The following is a 19,875-nucleotide window of genomic DNA, read 5'->3' on the forward strand; positions in this document are numbered from 1 at the left end:
TAAAGTATTTTACAGTATTTTTAAATTATTTTTATAAATAAGTTTATTTTATGTTCTGTTCTAGTTCATTAATGTATTTTAATTATAAATAAAATATGAATAAAAATCGTGGAATGTTTTTGGAATCAGTTTTGAATAAAACGATAGATTATTATTGAAGACATAAAATTGCTTATATTGAAAAGAAAGGATTGGATGTTTCATTAAAAACAATAACTAAGGAAGGTAAGAAATTAGTAGTAAGAGATTCAAATATTTACAAAAAAAGTACTGTTGATTACATCGGCTGCTATAAAGGTATTTTTGTGTGTTTTGAAGCAAAAAGTTGTAACGAAGATCGCTTTGATTTAGCAAACCTTAAAGAACATCAAATAGATTATTTAAATAATATCAATTCAAATGGAGGGATAGCTTTTGTTGTTATATTTTTTTCACATGTAAATCGTTTTTTTAAAATTTACACAAGGTATTTATGTAAATTATTTAAAGAGGGTATACATTCAATTAAATTAGATGATGTAATAAAAAATTCCAAAGAACTTTCTTTAGAATTTCCATGTATTTTAAATATACTGGATGACTAAGCTTTTAAATCGACTAAATCTCTTAAATATTTAGAAGGTTTATATTTAATCACACGTTTTTGTGGAACAACTTGCTCTTCTTTTGTAAATCTGTTTACTATTGTACGTTGTTTTTTAACCACTGTAGAGAAAATACCTAAGTGTGATAATCTAACTGTGTCTTCTGCAATTAATTGTTCTTTAAGGACAAAAACCATTGCATCAAGTACTTTTTCAACATCTTTTGGTGATGTCTCTAATCTATCAGCAACTTCCAATAAGAAATCTTTTTTTGTCATTTATTCTCCTTGTTAAATAAAATATAGGTATATTATAATACTTTTTCAAAAAAATGCCTATATTTTAGGGATAAAAGTTTTTTAACTGCCTGAAAAAGGAATTGCAAACAAAAAAAATGAAATAGCTATATTTATAACAATAATTAAAAATAATGAAAACTTTTTCTTAGCAAGATAATATGAAAACAAAATTCCTATCGGGACATATATTTTTAATAATATATTTCGATATCCAACAAAAAACACTTCTTTTTTTTCTATCGCATATTTAGCCAGCGATTTATTAAATGACACTTCAGGGACAAAGATAGCTAAAAATAACTGTAATGCGAGAGATAAAATAATTCCAGCAACAATTGGACGCATAATAATTAACATATTTTTTACAAATGTATTAGTTTTGAACTTATTAATATATTTCATTGCTAACACCATAATAATAATTGCAGGTAAGCAAAAAATAAGGTATGTTAAAAACATTGCTAAATAACCCCATCATTGTCCGTTTGCTATTATATAACCTGTAAAAAAAGCGAATTTTGTTGAAACTACGCCAGGGGTAGAATTTGCAACAGTGAATATTGTATTAATATGGTCATCATTAATATTTGCACCAAAGTTTTGTACCAAAAAAATTCATAATCAACGAAAGATTGGCATAAAAACTTGTCCTCCACCAAATACTGATAAGGAAATTAAAATCAAAAAAGGTAGAGCAACTAAAAAAGCCAAAATCATTATTTTCTTCCTAATTTAATTTGTTTTTTCTTTTTTCATAAAATCAAAAAAATTATTGAATATATTAATAAAACTAAAAAAATTGCTACTACCGGAATGTTATATGGTGCCGGAACAAAAAAACTATATGAAAATGCAAAGATAAAAATAGTAAGTCATAAAGGCATAAAAATTGCTTTATTTGCTTGTTTAATAAATCTAATTGCAAATTCCAACAAAAATGCAATAATTGCTATTAAAACACCTACTGATAGGATTCTTACATACTGAATTGGTATTTTATTAACTAAAATTAAAAAAGCAAAAGCAAGTAAAACATGGGGTAAAATTGCTATAAGTGTAATTAATGTTCCTTTTCATTTACCTAATAAATGAATTGATATATATGAAAGTGTTTGAATAACAGAAGCGCCTGGCAATAAATTGGTAACAATGACAATGTTTTCAAACTCTTCAAGTGTAATTCAGTTTCTTTTTTCAACTGCCTCTCTTTTAATAATAGGCATTAAGGCATTGCCTCCACCAAAACCTATAAAAGTAACTTTCAAAATAAATAAAATTAATTGTGTAATATTAACTTTTCTCATAATTATTTAAGTAAAAAAGCATACTATGTGTATGCAATTTACTTTTTCTTTAAATTATCTGAGAATTTTTCAAATTCAGAAGCTAAATCTTTAAAAGTTGCAGTTTCACCTGGTTTTAATGTTGAGCAATTTCCTTTACATTCTGGTTTTTTACATTTTGGACATGTTGATTCAGGTCTTTTAAGTTTGCATAATCCTTTGCAATCTGTTTTACCACAATGTGGACAGGTTTGTGATTTTTGTAATTTACATTCTCCCTTACACTCTTTTTTTTCACAGTGTTTGCAAACTTCTTCTTTTTTCATTTTACATTCACCACGACAACCTAATTTACCACATAATGGACAAACATGTGCTTTTTGAAGTTCGCATTCACCTTTGCAACCTACCTTACCACAATTTGGACAAGCAATAGATTTTTCAGTAGTTTGTTTATTTAAATGACATTTGACATCCTTGCAAGTAACAGCATTATGAGAATGTGTTTTATTTACCTTACATTCTCCTTTACATCCTATTCTTCCACATGAACACTTTTCCATAATTATTCTCCTTTATTAAAGTTCGTTATATTGAGATTTAATTTGCAATATTTAATGCTCTATAATTTTACTATATTTAGATAATAAAATAATTAAAAAGCGAAAAAATGCCGTTATTTTATTAATAAAACAGGTTTTTAGTTTTTTGATAAATCCGAATTTTGATTTTCAAGCATTTCCTGCTGTTTTATTTCTTCAATTCTTCTGACAACAGAATAATATAAATCAACTAACTCTTGTTCTTGTTCTTCCAATGTTTTATAAGGATCTAAACTAAAATTATTTTTAACTTGTAAAAATACTGGGTCTGAAAGCATTTCTTTGGTAATAAGGGATTTTTTGCCAACATGATTTGAGAAAATACTTAACATAACATTGTATGCTATATCATCTAGTAATGCTTCAAAAAGTTTAGTTCCTTCATCGGTGTAAATTTGATAAGGATTTTTTTGCGAGTATTGAACCAAATGCACATTTGAACGCAATTTATCCATACGGTTGATATGAGTTTGTCATTTATTATCTAAAACCCTTAGGATTGTAGCACGTTTTAAATCAACTAATTCTTCGTGTGATGTTTTTTCGGTTGCATTCTTAAGTCATTCTTGATATACACTTAAAATAATATTAGAAACATAATCTGGTAAATCACTTTCATGAATCGCACTGATTTCTTGTAAATTAAATTCAAACTTAACTAACTGACCGATATTAGCATTTAAAAAACTTACTAAACCTTCATAATTATAAATTTTATTATGAAGTTGATATTCACCACTTTTCACTATTGCACGAGCTGATGAAGCAATCATTCTACGAACAATAAAATCAATATTAGGTGAACCCAAAATTAAATCACGCTGTGAGTAAATCAAATCTCTTTGCTGACGAATAACATCATCATAATGCAACACTGATTTACGCGAATCATAATTCAATCCTTCGATTTTCTTTTGGGCATGATTAAATGCGTATTTAGTATTTTTATCAGTTATTTCGCTTCCATCTTCGCTTTTGAAAGCATCTTTAAAAACATCAAAGGTTGAAAAACGACGCATTAGTTGATCATGCATAGAAATAAAGAATTTACTTGTTCCGATATCACCTTGTCTACCAGAACGACCACGCAACTGATTATCAATTCTTCGCGATTCAGCTTTTTCGGTTCCTAAAACATACAATCCACCTAATTTTAATGCCTCAGGTGATGGTTTGATATCGGTTCCACGACCAGCCATATTAGTAGCAATTGTAACTGATTTAACACTACCTGCCTTTGAAATAATTTCAGCTTCTTGAGCATTTTGTTTTGCATTCAAAACTGTATGTGGAATCCCTTTATGAAGTAGCATTCGGTGCAATAATTCAGATTCTTCAATCTGTGCAGTTCCTACCAATACTGGTTGTCCTTTATGATAAAGTTCTGCTATTTTTTCAACAACTGCATTTCATTTATCTTCATAACTTCCATAAATTGAATCAGGTTCATCAATTCTGGCGATAGGTTTATTTGTGGGTACCACATTCACTCGCATATTATAAATATCAATAAATTCTTGTTCTTCAGTTTTTCCTGTTCCTGTCATTCCACATAGTTTTTTAAACATTCTAAAGAAGTTTTGGTATGTTATTGTCGCTAAAGTCTTGGTTTCCGCTTCAATTTCAACCATTTCTTTTGCCTGTATTGCCTGTTGCAATCCTTCGGAATAACTACGACCATCCATTATCCGGCCAGTAAAACTATCAACTAGTTCGATTTTCCCTTCACGTACTATATATTCAACATCAACACGCATAATTTTATGGGCACGCAAAGCATTCTGAATCAAATGTATATGTTCAGAATTTTCGATGTTATAAATATTTTTAGTTTTATAAAAACGATTTGCTTTAGCAATTCCTTGGTGAGTTAAAGCAACAGCCTTTGATTCGTCGTCTATGATATAATCATCAGGGCCTAGGGTACGAACAAATTGGTCTGCAGAAAAATAAGTTGCTACATCTTCTTGTTCACCCCCTGAAATAATTAAAGGTGTTTTTGCCTCATCGATTAAAATTGAATCAACCTCATCAATTAAGCAAAACTGAAGCCCTCGCTGAACTTTTTCAGCAACATTTTGCACCATATTATCACGTAAATAATCAAAACCTAATTCTGAATGCACTGAATAAGTTATATCGCACGCATAAGCGGCTCGTTTGTGATCGGGATCTAATTGTGCTTTATTTATTCCTACGGTTAAACCTAAAAAGTTAAAAACTTGTCCCATTTCTTCAGCATCACGCACTGTTAAATATTCATTAACTGTTGAAACAATAGCGCCTTTACCCAATAAGGCATTTAAATATACAGGTGCAATTGAAGTTATCGTTTTTCCTTCACCTGTTTTCATCTCAGCAACAGAACCTAAATCTAATAAAAGTCCACCTAAAATCTGAACATCAAAAGGACGCTTACCTAAAACCCTTTTGGTAGCCTCCCGCGAAACCGCAAAAACATCATTACGAATTTCTTCTAATGTATGTCCTTCTGCAAGAAATTTCTTGAAAATTTCTGTTTGTTTTTTTAGTTCTTCATCACTAAGTTGTGAAACATATTTTTCAAGTTTATTTATCTGTTTTAAAGCACTTTCTGCAATTCGCATTTCAGTTGTTTTAAAATCTAACATCTTTGATAAATTCATATTATTTAATTATACTTAATTTGTTATTTTTTAATATATTTTATTTGTAAGTCTTATATATGCTGCTTGTGCTATCATAGCTGCATTATCTGTTGCATATTTTAATTTTGGTATGATAGTATTAGGGTGTAATTTAACAAATTCTTTGCGCAGTTCTGAATTCGCCGAAACTCCACCACCTAAAATTAATGTTTTAACTTTATATTGGTTCAATACAGCAGTTGTTTTTTCACACAAATATTCTATCGCTGTTTTTTGAAAACTTGCAACAACTTGGTTTATATCAATATCAATATTTTTCATTTTTTGATTATTTATATAATTCAAAACCTGTGTTTTTAAACCACTGAAGGAAAAGTCATATGGATTTTTAGTATGTGGTTTGCTAAATTTTATATATTCACCTTGATAAGTTTGTGAAATCTTATCAATTAAAACACCACCAGGAAAACCTAACCCAGATTTAACGGCAACTTTATCAAAACATTCTCCAACTGCATCATCCAATGTTTCTCCAATAATATCAAAATCAAAAACATCATGAGCAAGAATAAGTTGTGTGTGACCTCCCGAAACAAGTAAACATAAAGCAGGGAATTCAACATCTTGATCAATTGTTGCTGAAAACAAATGTCCGTGCAAATGATTAATTGGTATAGGCAATTTATTAATAGAAAGTGCTATGGCATAGGCGAATAAAAAACCAATTTGTAAGGTTCCTATTAATCCGGGTTCCTTTGTATAGGCAACGTAATCTATTGTCTCAATAGGATATTTATTAAAAATTATTTTTTGTAAAACAGCAATGTTCTTAACATGTTCTCTGGAAGCTAACTCCGGGATTGTTCCACCATATTCTTTGAAAATATCAATTTGTGAAATTGTGGATAACTGTAAAATCTTACCATCTTCTAATATTGCTAATGATGTATCGTCATGTGATGTTTCGATACCTAAAATACGCATTATTTACTTCCTATTTGTGGTTTTTTAATATATATAGGTTCAACTTCTAATGGATGTTTTTTTGTAAAAATGTGTTGATAAGCAAGGAATTTGGAAATAACTTTCTGGTAATTAATGTTATCAAGGGTTATATTATCTGTTGCATCAATAACTTTAGTGCTTTCAAAGATATCTTCTGTTTTTAAGAACATCTGTTTATCAAAAAAATAAACTTTTTTTCCTTGTGCATCGGTGTAAAAAGTATCTTTATCATTCTGCATCATCAAAAGTTCAAATGTCGTAGTTGTATAAAAATCAATATTATTAGCCAATGCTAGTGTTCTAAAGAAAACAAAACCAACTCGAACTCCTGTAAAAAAACCAGGACCTAAATTTATATATAAACCATTAATTTCATTAATTTTTATATTAAAATCATTGAAATATTTAACTATTAAATCTATCTTTTTTTTATAATTCTCTAAAATCACTGATTTTATTAAATTAAAATTAAGGTCAAATAAAGCGATACAAAAATCTTTTCCAGTGGTATCCAAAAATAAATTATACAATTTCAATTTTATACTTTCTTGTGTTATCAAAACTTATGTCAACTTTTACATATGCATCAAAAAGTAAATTCTTTTTTTCCGGTCATTCAATAGCTACAATATTGTCATCAAAGTAATCTTCAAATTCATCAATATCACCTTTATATGTATATAAATCAATATGAACTAATCCGTTATAAACTTTCATATAATTAAAACTAGGTGATGTAATATTTTCTTTTATTCCTAATAACTTACCTAAAACTTGTACAAAAGTTGTTTTTCCTGCACCTAATTCACCAGATAACAAAAGATACTTTTTTAGTTTTATTATAGGTAAAAAAGTTTGAATATTCTCTTTTAGTTGTTCTAAATCGTTAGCAAAAAAACTATATTCTTTCATATTCTTTCAACGAATCAACAATATTTTCACCTGTCCCAATTACTATCGCTTCTGGCCCAGTATGAATAGCAACAACAGTAGGGATTGGAAAAACTAGAATGTTACCATCATAAGAATTTTTATAATAATCAATAATTTCTTGATCAAAATCACCATTTGCTGTTAAAAGAACTAAATCTCGGTTTTCTTTTAACTCTAATTTGCGGTTAATTTCATCAAAAACACTTTTTAAAAAGATTCTCCCTTTTCCTTGTTTAACTAATTTACCCTCACGAAAACGAATTAATGGAACTATTTTTAAAAGTTTTGCTAAGGTTGCTAATGCTGGTGTTAAACGACCTCCACGAACTAAATAATCATTATATTTAGGTATCAATGTAATATCTAAACTTTTATTTCAGTCGGATACATTTTTAATCGATAAGTCTACATCGTTGCTCAGAGCAAACTCTTTTTTAAATCTTGAAACTTGATCTAAGACTGTAAAAGAAAGATTTAAAGAAGCAACCACCTTAAGTTTAGGAAATTCCAGCTCAAGATTTTTTAAAATCTGATATTGGCCCGATAAATGCATTGAAATAGGGAATACAACTAAATTTTCATATTCATTAGATAATTGGGCAAATAAATCACTTGCATAACCAATTGGTGTTGCAGATGTTAAAACATTTTTAATATTCTTATTAAATACTGTAAACAAATTGTCTTTAGTTATTTCAATACCATCTTGATATGATTTTCCATCTATTTGGATAATAAGTGGTAAATAATAAAATCCTAGTCTTTGTGCTTGTTCTTTTGTCAGCCCACTAGAGGAATCAATAATAATTGCTAGTTTTTTCATACTTATCTATTATAATAAAAAATGTTATAATGTTAAATATGATTATATGTAATAATTTAAATAAGTTTTTTTCTAATACATCTATTATATTCGTGGATGCAAAAGTAGTTATAAATAAACAAATTAGAACACAGAATGCAATATTTTTCATAGATTTGCAAAACAATGTAAATTCAATTAATCTGCTTGATAATAAGTTGCTTGATATTAAGGAAAATCAAAGTTATTTTACTTTAAACACAGAGCAAAAAAGTATATTGATGCAAATTGCTAAAACAGAAGGTCTTGTTATAAAAGATGAACAAAAATTTATTTATGGAGAAATTATAGAAAGAAATAATCATCCTAATAGTGATAAATTATACATTCTTAAAATAAATATAAATAAAGATAAATTAATTCAAATTGTAACAAATACAACTGATTCACAGGTTGGTAAAATAGTAGTTTTAGCACTTCCTGGAACAGTTATTAATGATGGTAGCGCTGTTTTATTAAGCAAACTTTTAGATGTTGAAAGTTTTGGGATGTTATCGGGTTATAAAAGCCTAGGATTAAATGGTGATGGTTTAATTTTTGGAACTAAAAACGATATCGGAAAGGACTTTGGATTTTAATGAAAAATATATTAAAAGAATTAAATAATCGTGGTATCTTAAAACAACATAGTAATATTGATAAATTTAATAATTTAACTACAAATGATGCTGTATATGCTGGATTTGACCCTACTGCAACTAGTTTGCATTTAGGTAATTATCTGCAAATTTTAACCTTACTTCGTATGCAAAAAGCAGGATGAAATACTATTGCAATCCTAGGTGGTGCTACCGGGATGATTGGTGATCCTTCGTTTAAAACCAGTGAAAGAAAACTACTTGATGAAAAAGAATTAATAGAAAATAAAAATAAAATCAAAATGCAGCTTGAACATTTTGGATTATATGTAGTAGATAATTATGAATTTTACAAAGATATGAATTTAATTAGTTTCTTAAGGGATGTAGGAAAATTAGTTAATGTAGCATATATGTTATCAAAGGATTCAGTTGCTAAAAGAATTGAAAATGGATTAAGTTTTACTGAATTTTCTTATCAATTAATTCAAGGATGAGACTTTATTCGTTTATATCAAGATTATAATGTAAAAATTCAAGTAGGTGGTTCTGACCAATGGGGAAATCTTTCAACTGGATTAGAAATGATTTCAAAAAAAATAGGAAACGATCATCAAGCATTTATTTTTACAACTAACTTATTAACAGATGAAAATGGAAATAAATTTGGTAAATCAACTGGTGGTGGAAGTTTATGACTTGATAAAAATATGACTAAACCTTATGATATGTATCAATTTTTATATAAGCAACCAGATAGTCAAATTGAAAAACTTTTAAAATGACTCACATTTTTATCACTTGATGAAATCGATAATGTTATGCAAAAACATATTAAAGATCCAGCAAATCAATATGCTCAAAAGGTTTTAGCATACGAAGTTATAAAAGACATCCACAGTGAAAATGATGCTAAAATATCGCAAGCAACAAGTGAAATTTTATTTAATAAAAACTTTGATATCACAACTTTATCAATAGATATAATCACTTCTTTAAAAAATCAAATTCCTACTTTAACTGTTAAAAAAAATAACAATATCATAGAATCGTTGATTGAAAAAAAATTAGTTCACTCAAAACGTGAAGCTCGTGAATTTATTGAAAAAAAAGCAATTAAATTAAATAATGTTGAAGTGAATTTACAAACAACTTTTCAATCCAAGCTTTTTGATGGGAAGTTTGCTTTATTACATATCGGTAAGAAAAAGTTATTTTTGATAGAAATTCATTAGAATTTACACATTTTTTTCTTCTAGTAAAAGAGAATTGCCGTACAAAAGTCTCTGCAAATATTTGCTTTGACTTTTTAAATTTTTATGCAAATTTTGTATAATATAACAAGTTATTATGACAAATAAAGAAAGGACAATATGGCAAATTTAGTTAATAACAGAGAAGCACATCATCCAGATGGATTTCAACCAAATGTAGATTCAAGACCTACTGCTGCAACAACATCAACAGCATCAAAGGTAATTTTCTGAATCCTTGGAATTCTTCTTCTATTTAGTGGTGTAATTTATTATTTTGTAAAAAGAAATAGTTTTAATAGAATGCAATTACAAACAAATGAATCGGCTTCAACCATTGATGTGTTCTTAACACAACGTTATGACACATTAAACAAACTTGTTGAAATTACAAAAAGTTACAGCAAGTATGAAAATGAAACACTTACACAAATTGCAAAAATGAGATCATTAGTAAGTCAAGGTGGAGTTGCTAATGCAAATGAAATCGAAAAGCTTAACACAAGTGTTTTCGGAAGATTGATGGCAGTTTCTGAAGCATATCCAGAACTAAAAGCAATGGATGCTTATAAAGAATTAATGAATCAATCAACATATTTAGAAAGAGAGCTACAAGCTGCAAGAAGACTATATAATAAAGATGCTAACATCTTTAATAAAGAAATTTTCTCATATCCTGCTTCAATTATTGCGGCAATGTTAAAGCTTGAAACTCTTCCTTTATATGCAGCATCTGAACAACAAAAACAAGATGTTTCAATGAAAGGTTTATTTTAATAATAAATAGTGAGAGTTGTTCGCGATTATCAAAAGTTTGCTGATTATAAAAATAAAGCAGACGAAAAACTTCTACCAATTGTTACAACAGTAGTAAATAACATTCTAACTCCCGAAGTAATGAATGAATATAAAAAAGCATTTAAAAAATTCTGAGTATCTCTTTTAAGTACTATTATACCTGGTGTTGTATTCTTAATAATCGGTGCCATTATTATCAGTGTAGTAAGTAATGGTTTTATTCCTTTTTTTGTTTTTTTAATCTTATTCATTATTTCTATTCTAATTGGTGTTATTTTAGGTGCTGTCTATTGAAGAAAATTTTATCGTTTTAGGGTTAATTTAGCTCATGTATTAAAACAAAACTTAAACCAAGAAGCACTATATGTTGAATCATTTAATATCCTTGATGATGAAATGGATTATATACCAGCAGAAGAAAGTACTGATTTTAAAGAAGCATTTAGACATTGTCAAGTTAGCAAAAAGGATTTACATAGATTTACAGTTGGTATTCCTGGTGAGGCATATATATCAGAAGTTAAAGAACCAAAACATTGTTTATTAATGAAACACTATCCACTTTCTCTTATAAATGTCCACTGAGTTTATGAAAGAAGAGATAGTAAAGGTAATCTAACTGAAGAAAAACATTACTATACCGGTATGCTTAAAATAGATACAAGATATCTTGAAGATAAAGCAATGGTATTTACATTAATGGTTGGAAAACTTGCTAGTGGTAGTGGTTTACAAAAAATTCAAATGGAAAACAAAGAATTCAACAAGTATGTTACACCAATGATAAACGATAGATTTAAAGCCACAATGATGTTTACACCATTATCACAAGAATTAATGCTTAAGCGTCTTAAAGATACCCAAGGTTCAAAAATTAAAAGATTTAATGTTTTTTCTACTGGAGATTTTATCTACTTAAACTATAATGTTGATTTTGGGTTTATGTATCTTAATGTCCCACTTCGTTTAAAAAACAAAGAAATAGTAATTAATAAAATTTATAACGATCTATTAATTGACACTTATACTTTATACTATATGCTTTCATTCATTAACATTCCAATTTACTTACAATAAAATAAGGTTTGCACCTTATTTTTTATTATCCAATAAATTATTTCAACTACTAATATAATCATTAATCTGCGAAAAGATTTTCTTATTTTTATCTATTTTTACTGATAAAAATGAATAAATAATATCACAAAGCATAAAATAAGAAATCTTTGAGCCTAGCACTCCGATACGATACTTTTGCTCAAGCGAATCAACATACAATAAATTCAAGGAATGATTGCTTTGTAAACTCTGATTCTTTGTTCATACAGAATATGGAATATTATTTGTTTCTAAGAAGTTTATAACAAATTTTATTTCTAAAGTTGTTCCTGATTTAGATATCACTGTTACATGCACTTTTTTAAGTTGTAGCAATGAATTAAAGCTTAAAAAGGTATGTACATCACTACAATATAAAACATTAAATCCTATTTTTCTTAAATTATTAGCAAAATAAGCTGATATCATACCAGAATCACCAATGCCAAAAAATAGATTAATTTTGTATTCTAATAATGTGTTAATATACTTGTAAATGTATTTATTATCTAAAAACTTATTTACACTTTTTTCAATTGTAAACATATAATGTGATTTAATATTAGAAATTACATCTGATAAATTTTCGCTTGATTCATTATTATTTCAATCAATACGATCATCTAAATATTGCAATCTTGCTGAAATATAGATTCTTATATCTTGAATATTTCTAAAACCTAATATTTTTGAAATACGAGAAATAGTTGCTTGTGACACATCAAGCTTATCAGATAATTGCAAAGTTGATAATTCTAAAAAACCATTCGGATATAAACTAATAAAATCGGTTAATTTTATCAATGATTTTATATGTTGATTTGATGTAATTATTTGCTTTAGATTATTATCAAAAATTTCTTTTTTCATAGGTAAAAATAATTATATATTTTGCTTATAAAAATGCAAATTATTTTTGTGTTTTATGCTTTTTATGTTTCTTTATTTTGCAATATTTTTTTCTTTATTCCTCTTCTTTATTTTAATCAATCTTATTATAAAACTATATAATACAAAAAGATGACACATCTGTGTCATCTAAATTATTATAATTCTGCACCTTTATTTGATGTAATCTGGTTATTAATACTTTCTGCTTCGACTCCAACTATTGCTTGAAATGATTTTTCAGAAACTTTTACTAAACCAAATACACCTGCTTTTTTCAAATCTTCTTCAGATACTTTACTTCCATCTTTAACTTCATAACGAAGTCGTGTTGAACAGTTTTCAAAAGTTGTTATATTATCTCAGCCACCAAAAGCTTTAACAATATTTCTTGCTTTTGTTGAAAAGCTACCATCATTTGCTTCTGGTGAGACAACTTCTTTTATTTCTTCTTCTGAACGTATGATACCTTCACCACGACCAGGTGTTGATAAGTTAAATCCTTTGATAAATCCAACCCCTACACCAAAGTAAGCAGCAGCAGTTACAAATCCAATAGGGAAAATTCATCCTGGGTTAGCAAATACTCTTGCTGCACCTGTATAACCTGATTCGTTGATTATTCTTAATGACTTAGGTATTGAAGTAATGTAGTCTAATAATCCAGCTGAAAATCCAAATCCTAATTGTATTCCAAATGCTCCTGTTATAAATGCAAAGATACCTGTTAAGATTGCATGTGATAAGTATAAAAGTGGAGAAACATATAAGAAAGCAAATTCAATTGGTTCTGTAATACCTGTTAAAAAGCTTACAATTGCTGCTGAACCATATAACGAAGCAACTTTAATCTTTTGCTCTTTGGTTTCTGCTGAATAAACAAATGCACCCACTAAGGCAGGCAATCCGAACATCATCATTGGGAAGAAACCTGCTTGGAAGATACCACCTGGGTTGCCTTTTGCTTGTCCTTGTAAGAAAATAAGAATATCACCATTTACAGTTTGTGATGGATTACCTTCTTTTGGTCATTCACCTAATTGGAATCAGAATATGTTATTTGGAATATGATGTAATCCGAATGGAATTAAAAGTCTGTTTAAAAATCCATATACACCCATTATTCCCGCTCTTGTAAAGCGCGCTTGTGCTGATAAATTAAATGATTCACCTTGTTTTGATGTTACGGCTTTTGACATCGCTTCTGAAATAGCAAAAATCACATAACCGATTCAAGGGAAAATAACTGCTCAAACAATTGTAAATAATGTTGATGCAATAATAGCAACTGCTGGAACTAATCTTTTTCCACTAAAGAATCCTAACACTTTTGGCAATGTAACATTGTTTGAGTGATTATATACAAATGCGGTTAAAGCACCTACTACAATACCATTAAGTACATTTTTAGCAAGAACATCATCTGTTTTCTTTCCGAAAATTGAATGAAAACCAGTTGAAACTACTTGATAAGTTCTAGTAAATTCCTTAAATCCTGTTCCTGATTTTGCATCCTTAGGCGAAGATGCTACAAAATCCTTAATAGCACCTGTATCAGTATCTACATAACCTTTATGTACAAACAAAGTTCCATAATACACATCGGTTAAAGCAACCATTAAAAAGGTTAATATCATTATTCCAATAAATCCAGCAAATGCTGCTTCACCCCGTTTGTCTTTTGTGAAAGCAAATGCTACACCTACTGCAAATATAATGTATAAGTTTGAAAATACTGCATCACCACTTTTTAATAATAATGATTGCACAAACTTACCAAACGGAGAATCACCTGGTAATTCTGCTCCGATTCTTAACAAGATCGCAGCAACCGGTAGCACCGCAATCGGAAACATCAATGCTGATCCTATACGTGAGAGTTTTGTCATTCATCCTTTAGTTAACCCACCTGAAAATGTTTTTTTAGCAGTTGTAGTCATTATTTACCTCCTGCTTTAGCTAAAAGAAGTTTTTTCTTCTTCAAAAAGAATCCATGTGAAGCAATTGTAGCGATAATTGCTCCAAAAAAGCTAAGAAAGAATAAGAATCCCATTGCACCTATCACATCTGATCGAAATTTTTTGAAAGCAGCAACATATGCATCATAATGAGCACCTAGTTTTTCTCTTGAAAACCCGTGACTGTTTTCTGTGAAACCTCCAAATAATCCGATAAGTATGATTAAGAAGACAATAAATAAAGTTCATAAAATAATATAAACTCATTGCGACCAGTGCAAGTCTTTGAGTTTTTTTAAAAATTTATCCATATAACCTCACTGAGTGATTTACACTCTAAAATATTATAAAATCATTTTCATATACAAATGCTAAGATGAAAAAATTTTTCATATTTTTTGTTTTATTAATGATGTTTAATATAAAAAATAAAAAATTTTTTTATTTAACATATCAAATAGACTTCCATAATAAAATAATTGCGAGGTTGTTATGAACAAACATTTAGATACATTAAATTATAAACAGCTTGTAAATATTTTTGCTGAATCAAATAAAGATGTAATCAAAGCATATAATAATTTGAAAAAAGATATTATTCAACTTGCTAAGCAATGTGTTAAAGTCATCAAAAAAAACGGTAGAATATTTTATGTAGGTGCTGGTAGTAGTGGAAGAATCGCTTTATTAGATGCTTTAGATATTTTACCTACATTTGGAGAGTTAAATTGATTCAAATACTCGATGGCTGGTGGAGATGCAGCAATCTTAGCGTCATTAGAAGGCTATGAAGATGATTATAACTTAGGTTACTGTGATGCAAAAAAAGAAAATATTAATAATAAAGATTTAATCATCGGTTTGTCTGCATCGGGAAATACTAAATATATAAAAGGTTTTTTTGTTTATGCAAAAACTACTAATGCAAAAACTACCTTGATAGCAAATCAAAAAAATGGAGACTGTGAATCTGTTTCAGATGATGTTATAGTTGGTGATGTAGGTAAAGAAGTTATTTCTGGTTCTACTCGTTTAAAAGCAGCGACTTTGCAAAAACTTATCTTAAACACTATCTCATCAATTACTGCTATAAAACTAGGTAAAGTATATGATGATTTAATGATTGACTTAATTCCTAAAAACGAAAAATTAGTTAAGCGTAGCATTGATATTTTAAAACAAATAACACATATATCTGCATTAGATGCACAAAAGTTATATTCAGAAGCAGATCAAAATATTAAAGTTGCTGCTGTAATGCATTTAAATAAAGTTGATAAAATAAATGCGATTAAGCTATTAAAAAAATCACATAATAATTTAAGGGAAGTAATTGGATAATGAAAATAGAAAATGTTAAAATTATAAATTATAACAACATCATTGATTGTGCTGATATATATATAAAAGATCATAAAATACAAAAAATTATACCAAATCAAAATCAAGCAAAATATATAGCAGTTCCTGGATTTATCGATACACATATACACGGTTTTTATAATTACGATGTTATGGAAGGAAGCGATGCGGTTTCTGCTATTTCAAAAAAACTTGCTCAACATGGAACAACTGCTTTTATGCCTACATTGATGACAAATCAGTGACAAAATATTTTAGATGTTTTAGACGATGTGAGTAAAAATGCTAAATATGTTGCAAGAAATTTAGGTTTGCATTTAGAAGGTCCTTTTATTGCAAATGCTAAAAAAGGAGCACATAAATTTGAGTATCTTAAAAAACCAACTGTTTCAGATATCGAACAACTTATTAATGCATCACAAAACACACTAAGAAAAATATCATTCGATCCTGATGTGGTAGATATAGAAGTATTTAAACAGATGCAAAAACACAATATAATAGGGTCTATCGGACATTCAGCAACTGATTTTGAAACTACATCAAAGTTCTTTGATAATGGTTGTAAATCTGTATGTCACTTATGAAATGCTATGTCAGGAATTGACTCAAGAAACCCTGGTTTGCTTCAGGCTGCATTAATGAACGAAAACACCTATGTAGAAATGATTTTCGATTTATTTCATATTTGTAAACAGTCAATTTGATTCACTATCAAAAATAAAGGTTTTGATAAAATTATTGCTGTTTCAGATGCAATTAAACCTGCTTATTATAAAGATGGAGAAAATATTTCAGGTGATATCCCTGTTATAAAAGATGGATTAAAAATAACTTTAAAAGACAGTAATACTATTGCAGGTTCAGGTATTAGTATACACGATGCTTTTAAAAACTTATTGAGTATCAATGTAAAATCTTGTGATGCAGTAAAAATGACATCATATAATGCTGCTAAATACTTAGGATTAAATAAAAAGTTAGGTAAAATCAGGACAGGTTATCTAGCAGATATAGTATTAATGGATTATAATTGAAATATCAAAAGTGTCTATATTGATGGAAAAAAGGTAAACTAAGGAAAATATGAAAGTTATAATTAAAGAAAATTCAGATTTACAAGCTAAATATGCAGCAGATTTAATAGCAGATGCTATTAAATCAAGACCTAATTTAAACATTTGCTTTGCAACTGGTAACTCACCTATAAAAACATATCAATTATTGATTCAAAAATATCAAAATAAAGAGATTTCTTTTAAAGATGTTACAACATTTAACCTTGATGAATATGTTGGAATTGATATAAAAAACCCTTGCTCATACCATTATTTTATGTTCAATACACTTTTTAATTATATTGATGTAGATAAATCAAATATTAACCTGCCAAACGGAATAGGAAATATTGGTTTAAATGCTAAAAAATATGAAAAGTTAATAGCAGAAAAAGGTGGTATAGATTTAATGATACTAGGAATCGGTATCAATGGACATATTGCATTTAATGAACCAGGTTCAAAAATCAATGATATAACTCGTGAAGTAATTTTGTCTGAAAGTACTATAAATGCTAATAAAAAGTATTTTAACAATATAAAGTTAGTTCCAAAAACAGCTATATCAATGGGTATCGGAACTATATTAAAAGCAAAAAAAATTATTTTATTAGCAGATGGAGATTCTAAAGCAGATGCAATTACAAAAACAATAAATGGTCCTGTTTGCTCGGATGTTCCTGCTAGTTTCTTACAAACACATAATGATGTAACTATAATTTTAGATTCAAAAGCAGCAAAATTATTATAAAACTTTCAATAAGGAAACCTTATTGATTTTTTGAATAATTTATTTTATATAAATCAATCATTTAGTAAATAAAATCATAGAATAAAGCCTTAAAAGCATAATCTTAATGATTAATGAATATAAAAAATATGGTAAAATATATTAATACAAAAAGCAATTTCTAAATTATATAAAAGAATTTGCTAAAATTATTGGTGCTTATGGACAGGACCTAGATGAAAGACTAGGCTATGGTTGGTTTTAGCGCTAAGACAAACTAAATTAATTTAAATCATAAACAATATGAAAGGAATATTAATATGGCAAAATTAGAATTTGATCGTAGTAAAGAACACGTTAACGTTGGAACCATTGGACACGTTGATCACGGTAAAACAACTTTGACTGCTGCTATTGCTACAGTTTTATCTAAAAAAGGACTTTCAGAAGCTCGTGATTATGCTTCAATCGATGCCGCTCCAGAAGAAAGAGCTCGTGGAATTACAATTAACACAGCACACATTGAATATCAAACTGAAAAACGTCACTATGCTCACGTAGACTGTCCTGGACACGCTGACTACGTTAAAAATATGATTACCGGAGCAGCTCAAATGGATGGTGCTATCTTAGTTGTTGCTGCAACCGATGGACCAATGCCTCAAACTCGTGAACACATTCTTTTATCAAAACAAGTTGGTGTACCTCGCATCGTTGTATTCTTAAATAAATGTGATATGCTAGAAGGTGATGAAGGTGCAGAAATGATCGACCTTGTTGAACTTGAAGTTCGTTCACTTCTTACAGAATATGGATTTGATGGAGATAATGCTCCTGTTATACGTGGTTCTGCATCATTAGCATTATCAGGTGATGCAAAATGAGAACCAAAAATTATGGAATTAATGGATGCAGTTGATACATACATTGAAACACCTATTAAAGACTTTGAAAAACCTTTCTTAATGGCTGTTGAAGATGTATTCACCATTACAGGACGTGGAACAGTTGCTACAGGACGTGTAGAGCGTGGAACACTTAAATTAAACGAAGAAGTTGAAATCGTTGGTTTAAAACCTACTAAGAAAACAGTTGTTACAGGAATTGAAATGTTCCGTAAAAACCTTAAAGAAGCACAAGCTGGAGATAATGCTGGATTATTACTTCGTGGAGTAAACCGTGAAGATGTTGAACGTGGACAAGTTTTAGCAAAACCAGGTTCAATTATCCCTCACACAGAATTTGAAGCAGCTATTTATGTTCTAAAAAAAGAAGAAGGTGGACGTCACACACCATTCTTTAAAAACTATAAACCACAATTCTACTTCCGTACCACTGATGTTACTGGTGGAGTTGAATTTGATGCAAAACGTGAAATGGTTATGCCAGGAGAAAACGTTAACTTAAAAGTTAAATTAATCGCTCCTATCGCTGTTGAAGCAGGAACCAAATTCTCTATCCGTGAAGGTGGACGTACAGTTGGTGCTGGTTCAGTAACAAAGATTATTAAATAAACAATTTGAAAGTCGGGTTTATATCCCGATTTTTTAATGCTTTGCAAACAAAAACAAGCATATATGCTTGCCCAAAATGCAATCTAAAAAGCTACACTATAAAAATTAGACTATTGTGTAGCTTTTTTTGTATAACCACAAATATTTTCAATAATAAATTTACGATATTAATTTAACAAAAGCAAAAATAATTTTGAACTTACAAAGTCATTAATCCCAAAAGTTAAATTTTAAATTTAGTAACTTTTTTTATTTTTTATGCAAGCTTAAAAAATAAAACCTGCTTTGTAAACTGAGTTTGCAAAGCAGGGAGTTTTTTTGTTTCTTTTTTACAAAAAAGAAAGTTCCCCCGCCTATTTTGCCATTAGGCGGGGCGGAGGGGGTGGTAAAAGTGCAAAACAGATAAATGTATTGTATGTATATTTTACAAAGAGAAGCTTTGT

Annotated in this window: 21 protein-coding genes; 9 read left to right on the top strand and 12 right to left on the bottom strand. The window is 28.7% G+C overall.

All coding sequences use genetic code 4. From position 1 onward, the window contains the following. The first annotated feature begins 95 nt into the window (after positions 1 to 95). Positions 96 to 584: a Holliday junction resolvase RecU gene (gene recU, locus ACXYRK_RS02515; RefSeq protein WP_458617920.1), complete on the top strand. Its 489-nt coding sequence runs from the start codon at positions 96 to 98 to the stop codon at positions 582 to 584. On the opposite strand, the gene ACXYRK_RS02520 is transcribed toward recU, so the two are convergent. The 9 genes from ACXYRK_RS02520 to ACXYRK_RS02560 all read right to left on the bottom strand — a co-directional run bounded on the left by ACXYRK_RS02520 (position 581) and on the right by ACXYRK_RS02560 (position 8,156). Then, a complete protein-coding gene (locus tag ACXYRK_RS02520) occupies positions 581 to 862 on the bottom strand; it encodes an HU family DNA-binding protein (RefSeq protein WP_435130097.1) in 282 nt (93 codons plus the stop codon). The two genes, recU and ACXYRK_RS02520, sit on opposite strands and share 4 nt — an antisense overlap. 81 nt (positions 863 to 943) lie before the next feature. Continuing rightward, positions 944 to 1,600 (bottom strand): chromate transporter, encoded by a 657-nt coding sequence (locus ACXYRK_RS02525; protein WP_458617923.1) that lies wholly within the window; start codon positions 1,598 to 1,600, stop codon positions 944 to 946. Further along, entirely contained in the window at positions 1,600 to 2,187 is a 588-nt protein-coding gene (locus tag ACXYRK_RS02530) for a chromate transporter (protein WP_458614294.1), read from the bottom strand. The genes ACXYRK_RS02525 and ACXYRK_RS02530 overlap by 1 nt, the downstream gene beginning before the upstream one ends. A 38-nt stretch (positions 2,188 to 2,225) precedes the next feature. Further along, the gene (locus tag ACXYRK_RS02535; RefSeq protein WP_458597215.1) at positions 2,226 to 2,729 is read right to left on the bottom strand and encodes a hypothetical protein; all 504 of its coding nucleotides are present in this window, start codon (positions 2,727 to 2,729) and stop codon (positions 2,226 to 2,228) included. Between the two features lie 137 nt (positions 2,730 to 2,866). Next, the gene (gene secA, locus ACXYRK_RS02540; protein ID WP_458617925.1) at positions 2,867 to 5,413 is read right to left on the bottom strand and encodes a preprotein translocase subunit SecA; all 2,547 of its coding nucleotides are present in this window, start codon (positions 5,411 to 5,413) and stop codon (positions 2,867 to 2,869) included. A 30-nt stretch (positions 5,414 to 5,443) separates the two neighbouring features. Continuing rightward, entirely contained in the window at positions 5,444 to 6,379 is a 936-nt protein-coding gene (tsaD, locus tag ACXYRK_RS02545; RefSeq protein ID WP_435130082.1) for a tRNA (adenosine(37)-N6)-threonylcarbamoyltransferase complex transferase subunit TsaD, read from the bottom strand. Next, positions 6,379 to 6,915 carry a tRNA (adenosine(37)-N6)-threonylcarbamoyltransferase complex dimerization subunit type 1 TsaB gene (locus ACXYRK_RS02550; protein ID WP_458614650.1) on the bottom strand — a complete coding sequence of 179 codons (537 nt, stop codon included), beginning with the start codon at positions 6,913 to 6,915 and terminating at the stop codon, positions 6,379 to 6,381. Before ACXYRK_RS02550 ends, tsaD begins: the two co-directional genes overlap by 1 nt. 7 nt (positions 6,916 to 6,922) lie before the next feature. After that, a complete protein-coding gene (gene tsaE / locus ACXYRK_RS02555; RefSeq protein WP_458597212.1) occupies positions 6,923 to 7,312 on the bottom strand; it encodes a tRNA (adenosine(37)-N6)-threonylcarbamoyltransferase complex ATPase subunit type 1 TsaE in 390 nt (129 codons plus the stop codon). Beyond that, complete coding sequence (locus ACXYRK_RS02560; RefSeq protein WP_458614649.1) at positions 7,299 to 8,156, bottom strand: DegV family protein; 858 nt, start codon at positions 8,154 to 8,156, stop codon at positions 7,299 to 7,301. Before ACXYRK_RS02560 ends, tsaE begins: the two co-directional genes overlap by 14 nt. A gap of 38 nt (positions 8,157 to 8,194) precedes the next feature. On the opposite strand from ACXYRK_RS02560, the gene tapR reads away from it, so the two are divergent. From tapR to ACXYRK_RS02580, 4 genes are all read left to right on the top strand, one after another. Continuing rightward, complete coding sequence (gene tapR, locus ACXYRK_RS02565) at positions 8,195 to 8,773, top strand: TyrS-associated PheT N-terminal domain-related protein TapR (protein WP_458617927.1); 579 nt, start codon at positions 8,195 to 8,197, stop codon at positions 8,771 to 8,773. Then, positions 8,773 to 10,008, top strand: a complete 1,236-nt coding sequence (gene tyrS / locus ACXYRK_RS02570; RefSeq protein WP_458617929.1) for a tyrosine--tRNA ligase — start codon at positions 8,773 to 8,775, stop codon at positions 10,006 to 10,008. The genes tapR and tyrS overlap by 1 nt, the downstream gene beginning before the upstream one ends. Positions 10,009 to 10,146: 138 nt before the next feature. Further along, a complete protein-coding gene (locus tag ACXYRK_RS02575) occupies positions 10,147 to 10,803 on the top strand; it encodes a LemA family protein (RefSeq protein WP_435130064.1) in 657 nt (218 codons plus the stop codon). A 9-nt stretch (positions 10,804 to 10,812) separates the two neighbouring features. Next, complete coding sequence (locus ACXYRK_RS02580; protein ID WP_458617931.1) at positions 10,813 to 11,901, top strand: hypothetical protein; 1,089 nt, start codon at positions 10,813 to 10,815, stop codon at positions 11,899 to 11,901. Positions 11,902 to 11,916: 15 nt separating this feature from the next. Here ACXYRK_RS02580 and ACXYRK_RS02585 read toward each other — a convergent pair whose 3' ends face one another. From ACXYRK_RS02585 to ACXYRK_RS02595, 3 genes are all read right to left on the bottom strand, one after another. Continuing rightward, positions 11,917 to 12,792, bottom strand: coding sequence for a MurR/RpiR family transcriptional regulator (locus ACXYRK_RS02585; RefSeq protein WP_458597207.1), 876 nt, complete (start codon positions 12,790 to 12,792; stop codon positions 11,917 to 11,919). Positions 12,793 to 12,968: 176 nt separating this feature from the next. Further along, on the bottom strand, positions 12,969 to 14,750 hold the full coding sequence (locus tag ACXYRK_RS02590) for a PTS transporter subunit EIIC (protein WP_458617933.1): 1,782 nt from the start codon (positions 14,748 to 14,750) through the stop codon (positions 12,969 to 12,971). Beyond that, entirely contained in the window at positions 14,750 to 15,079 is a 330-nt protein-coding gene (locus ACXYRK_RS02595; protein ID WP_458617935.1) for a hypothetical protein, read from the bottom strand. The genes ACXYRK_RS02590 and ACXYRK_RS02595 overlap by 1 nt, the downstream gene beginning before the upstream one ends. 181 nt (positions 15,080 to 15,260) lie before the next feature. Here ACXYRK_RS02595 and ACXYRK_RS02600 point away from each other — a divergent pair, with 181 nt between their 5' ends. The 4 genes from ACXYRK_RS02600 (at position 15,261) to tuf (ending at position 19,432) form a co-directional block, all read left to right on the top strand. Next, entirely contained in the window at positions 15,261 to 16,109 is an 849-nt protein-coding gene (locus tag ACXYRK_RS02600) for an N-acetylmuramic acid 6-phosphate etherase (protein ID WP_435129122.1), read from the top strand. Further along, entirely contained in the window at positions 16,109 to 17,209 is a 1,101-nt protein-coding gene (gene nagA / locus ACXYRK_RS02605) for an N-acetylglucosamine-6-phosphate deacetylase (protein ID WP_458617937.1), read from the top strand. Before ACXYRK_RS02600 ends, nagA begins: the two co-directional genes overlap by 1 nt. A 7-nt stretch (positions 17,210 to 17,216) precedes the next feature. Further along, on the top strand, positions 17,217 to 17,939 hold the full coding sequence (gene nagB / locus ACXYRK_RS02610) for a glucosamine-6-phosphate deaminase (protein ID WP_458617939.1): 723 nt from the start codon (positions 17,217 to 17,219) through the stop codon (positions 17,937 to 17,939). Between the two features lie 299 nt (positions 17,940 to 18,238). Continuing rightward, complete coding sequence (gene tuf, locus ACXYRK_RS02615; RefSeq protein ID WP_435129111.1) at positions 18,239 to 19,432, top strand: elongation factor Tu; 1,194 nt, start codon at positions 18,239 to 18,241, stop codon at positions 19,430 to 19,432. The last annotated feature ends 443 nt before the right edge of the window (positions 19,433 to 19,875 follow it).

This window comes from Mycoplasma sp. AC1221, from assembly GCF_054353815.1.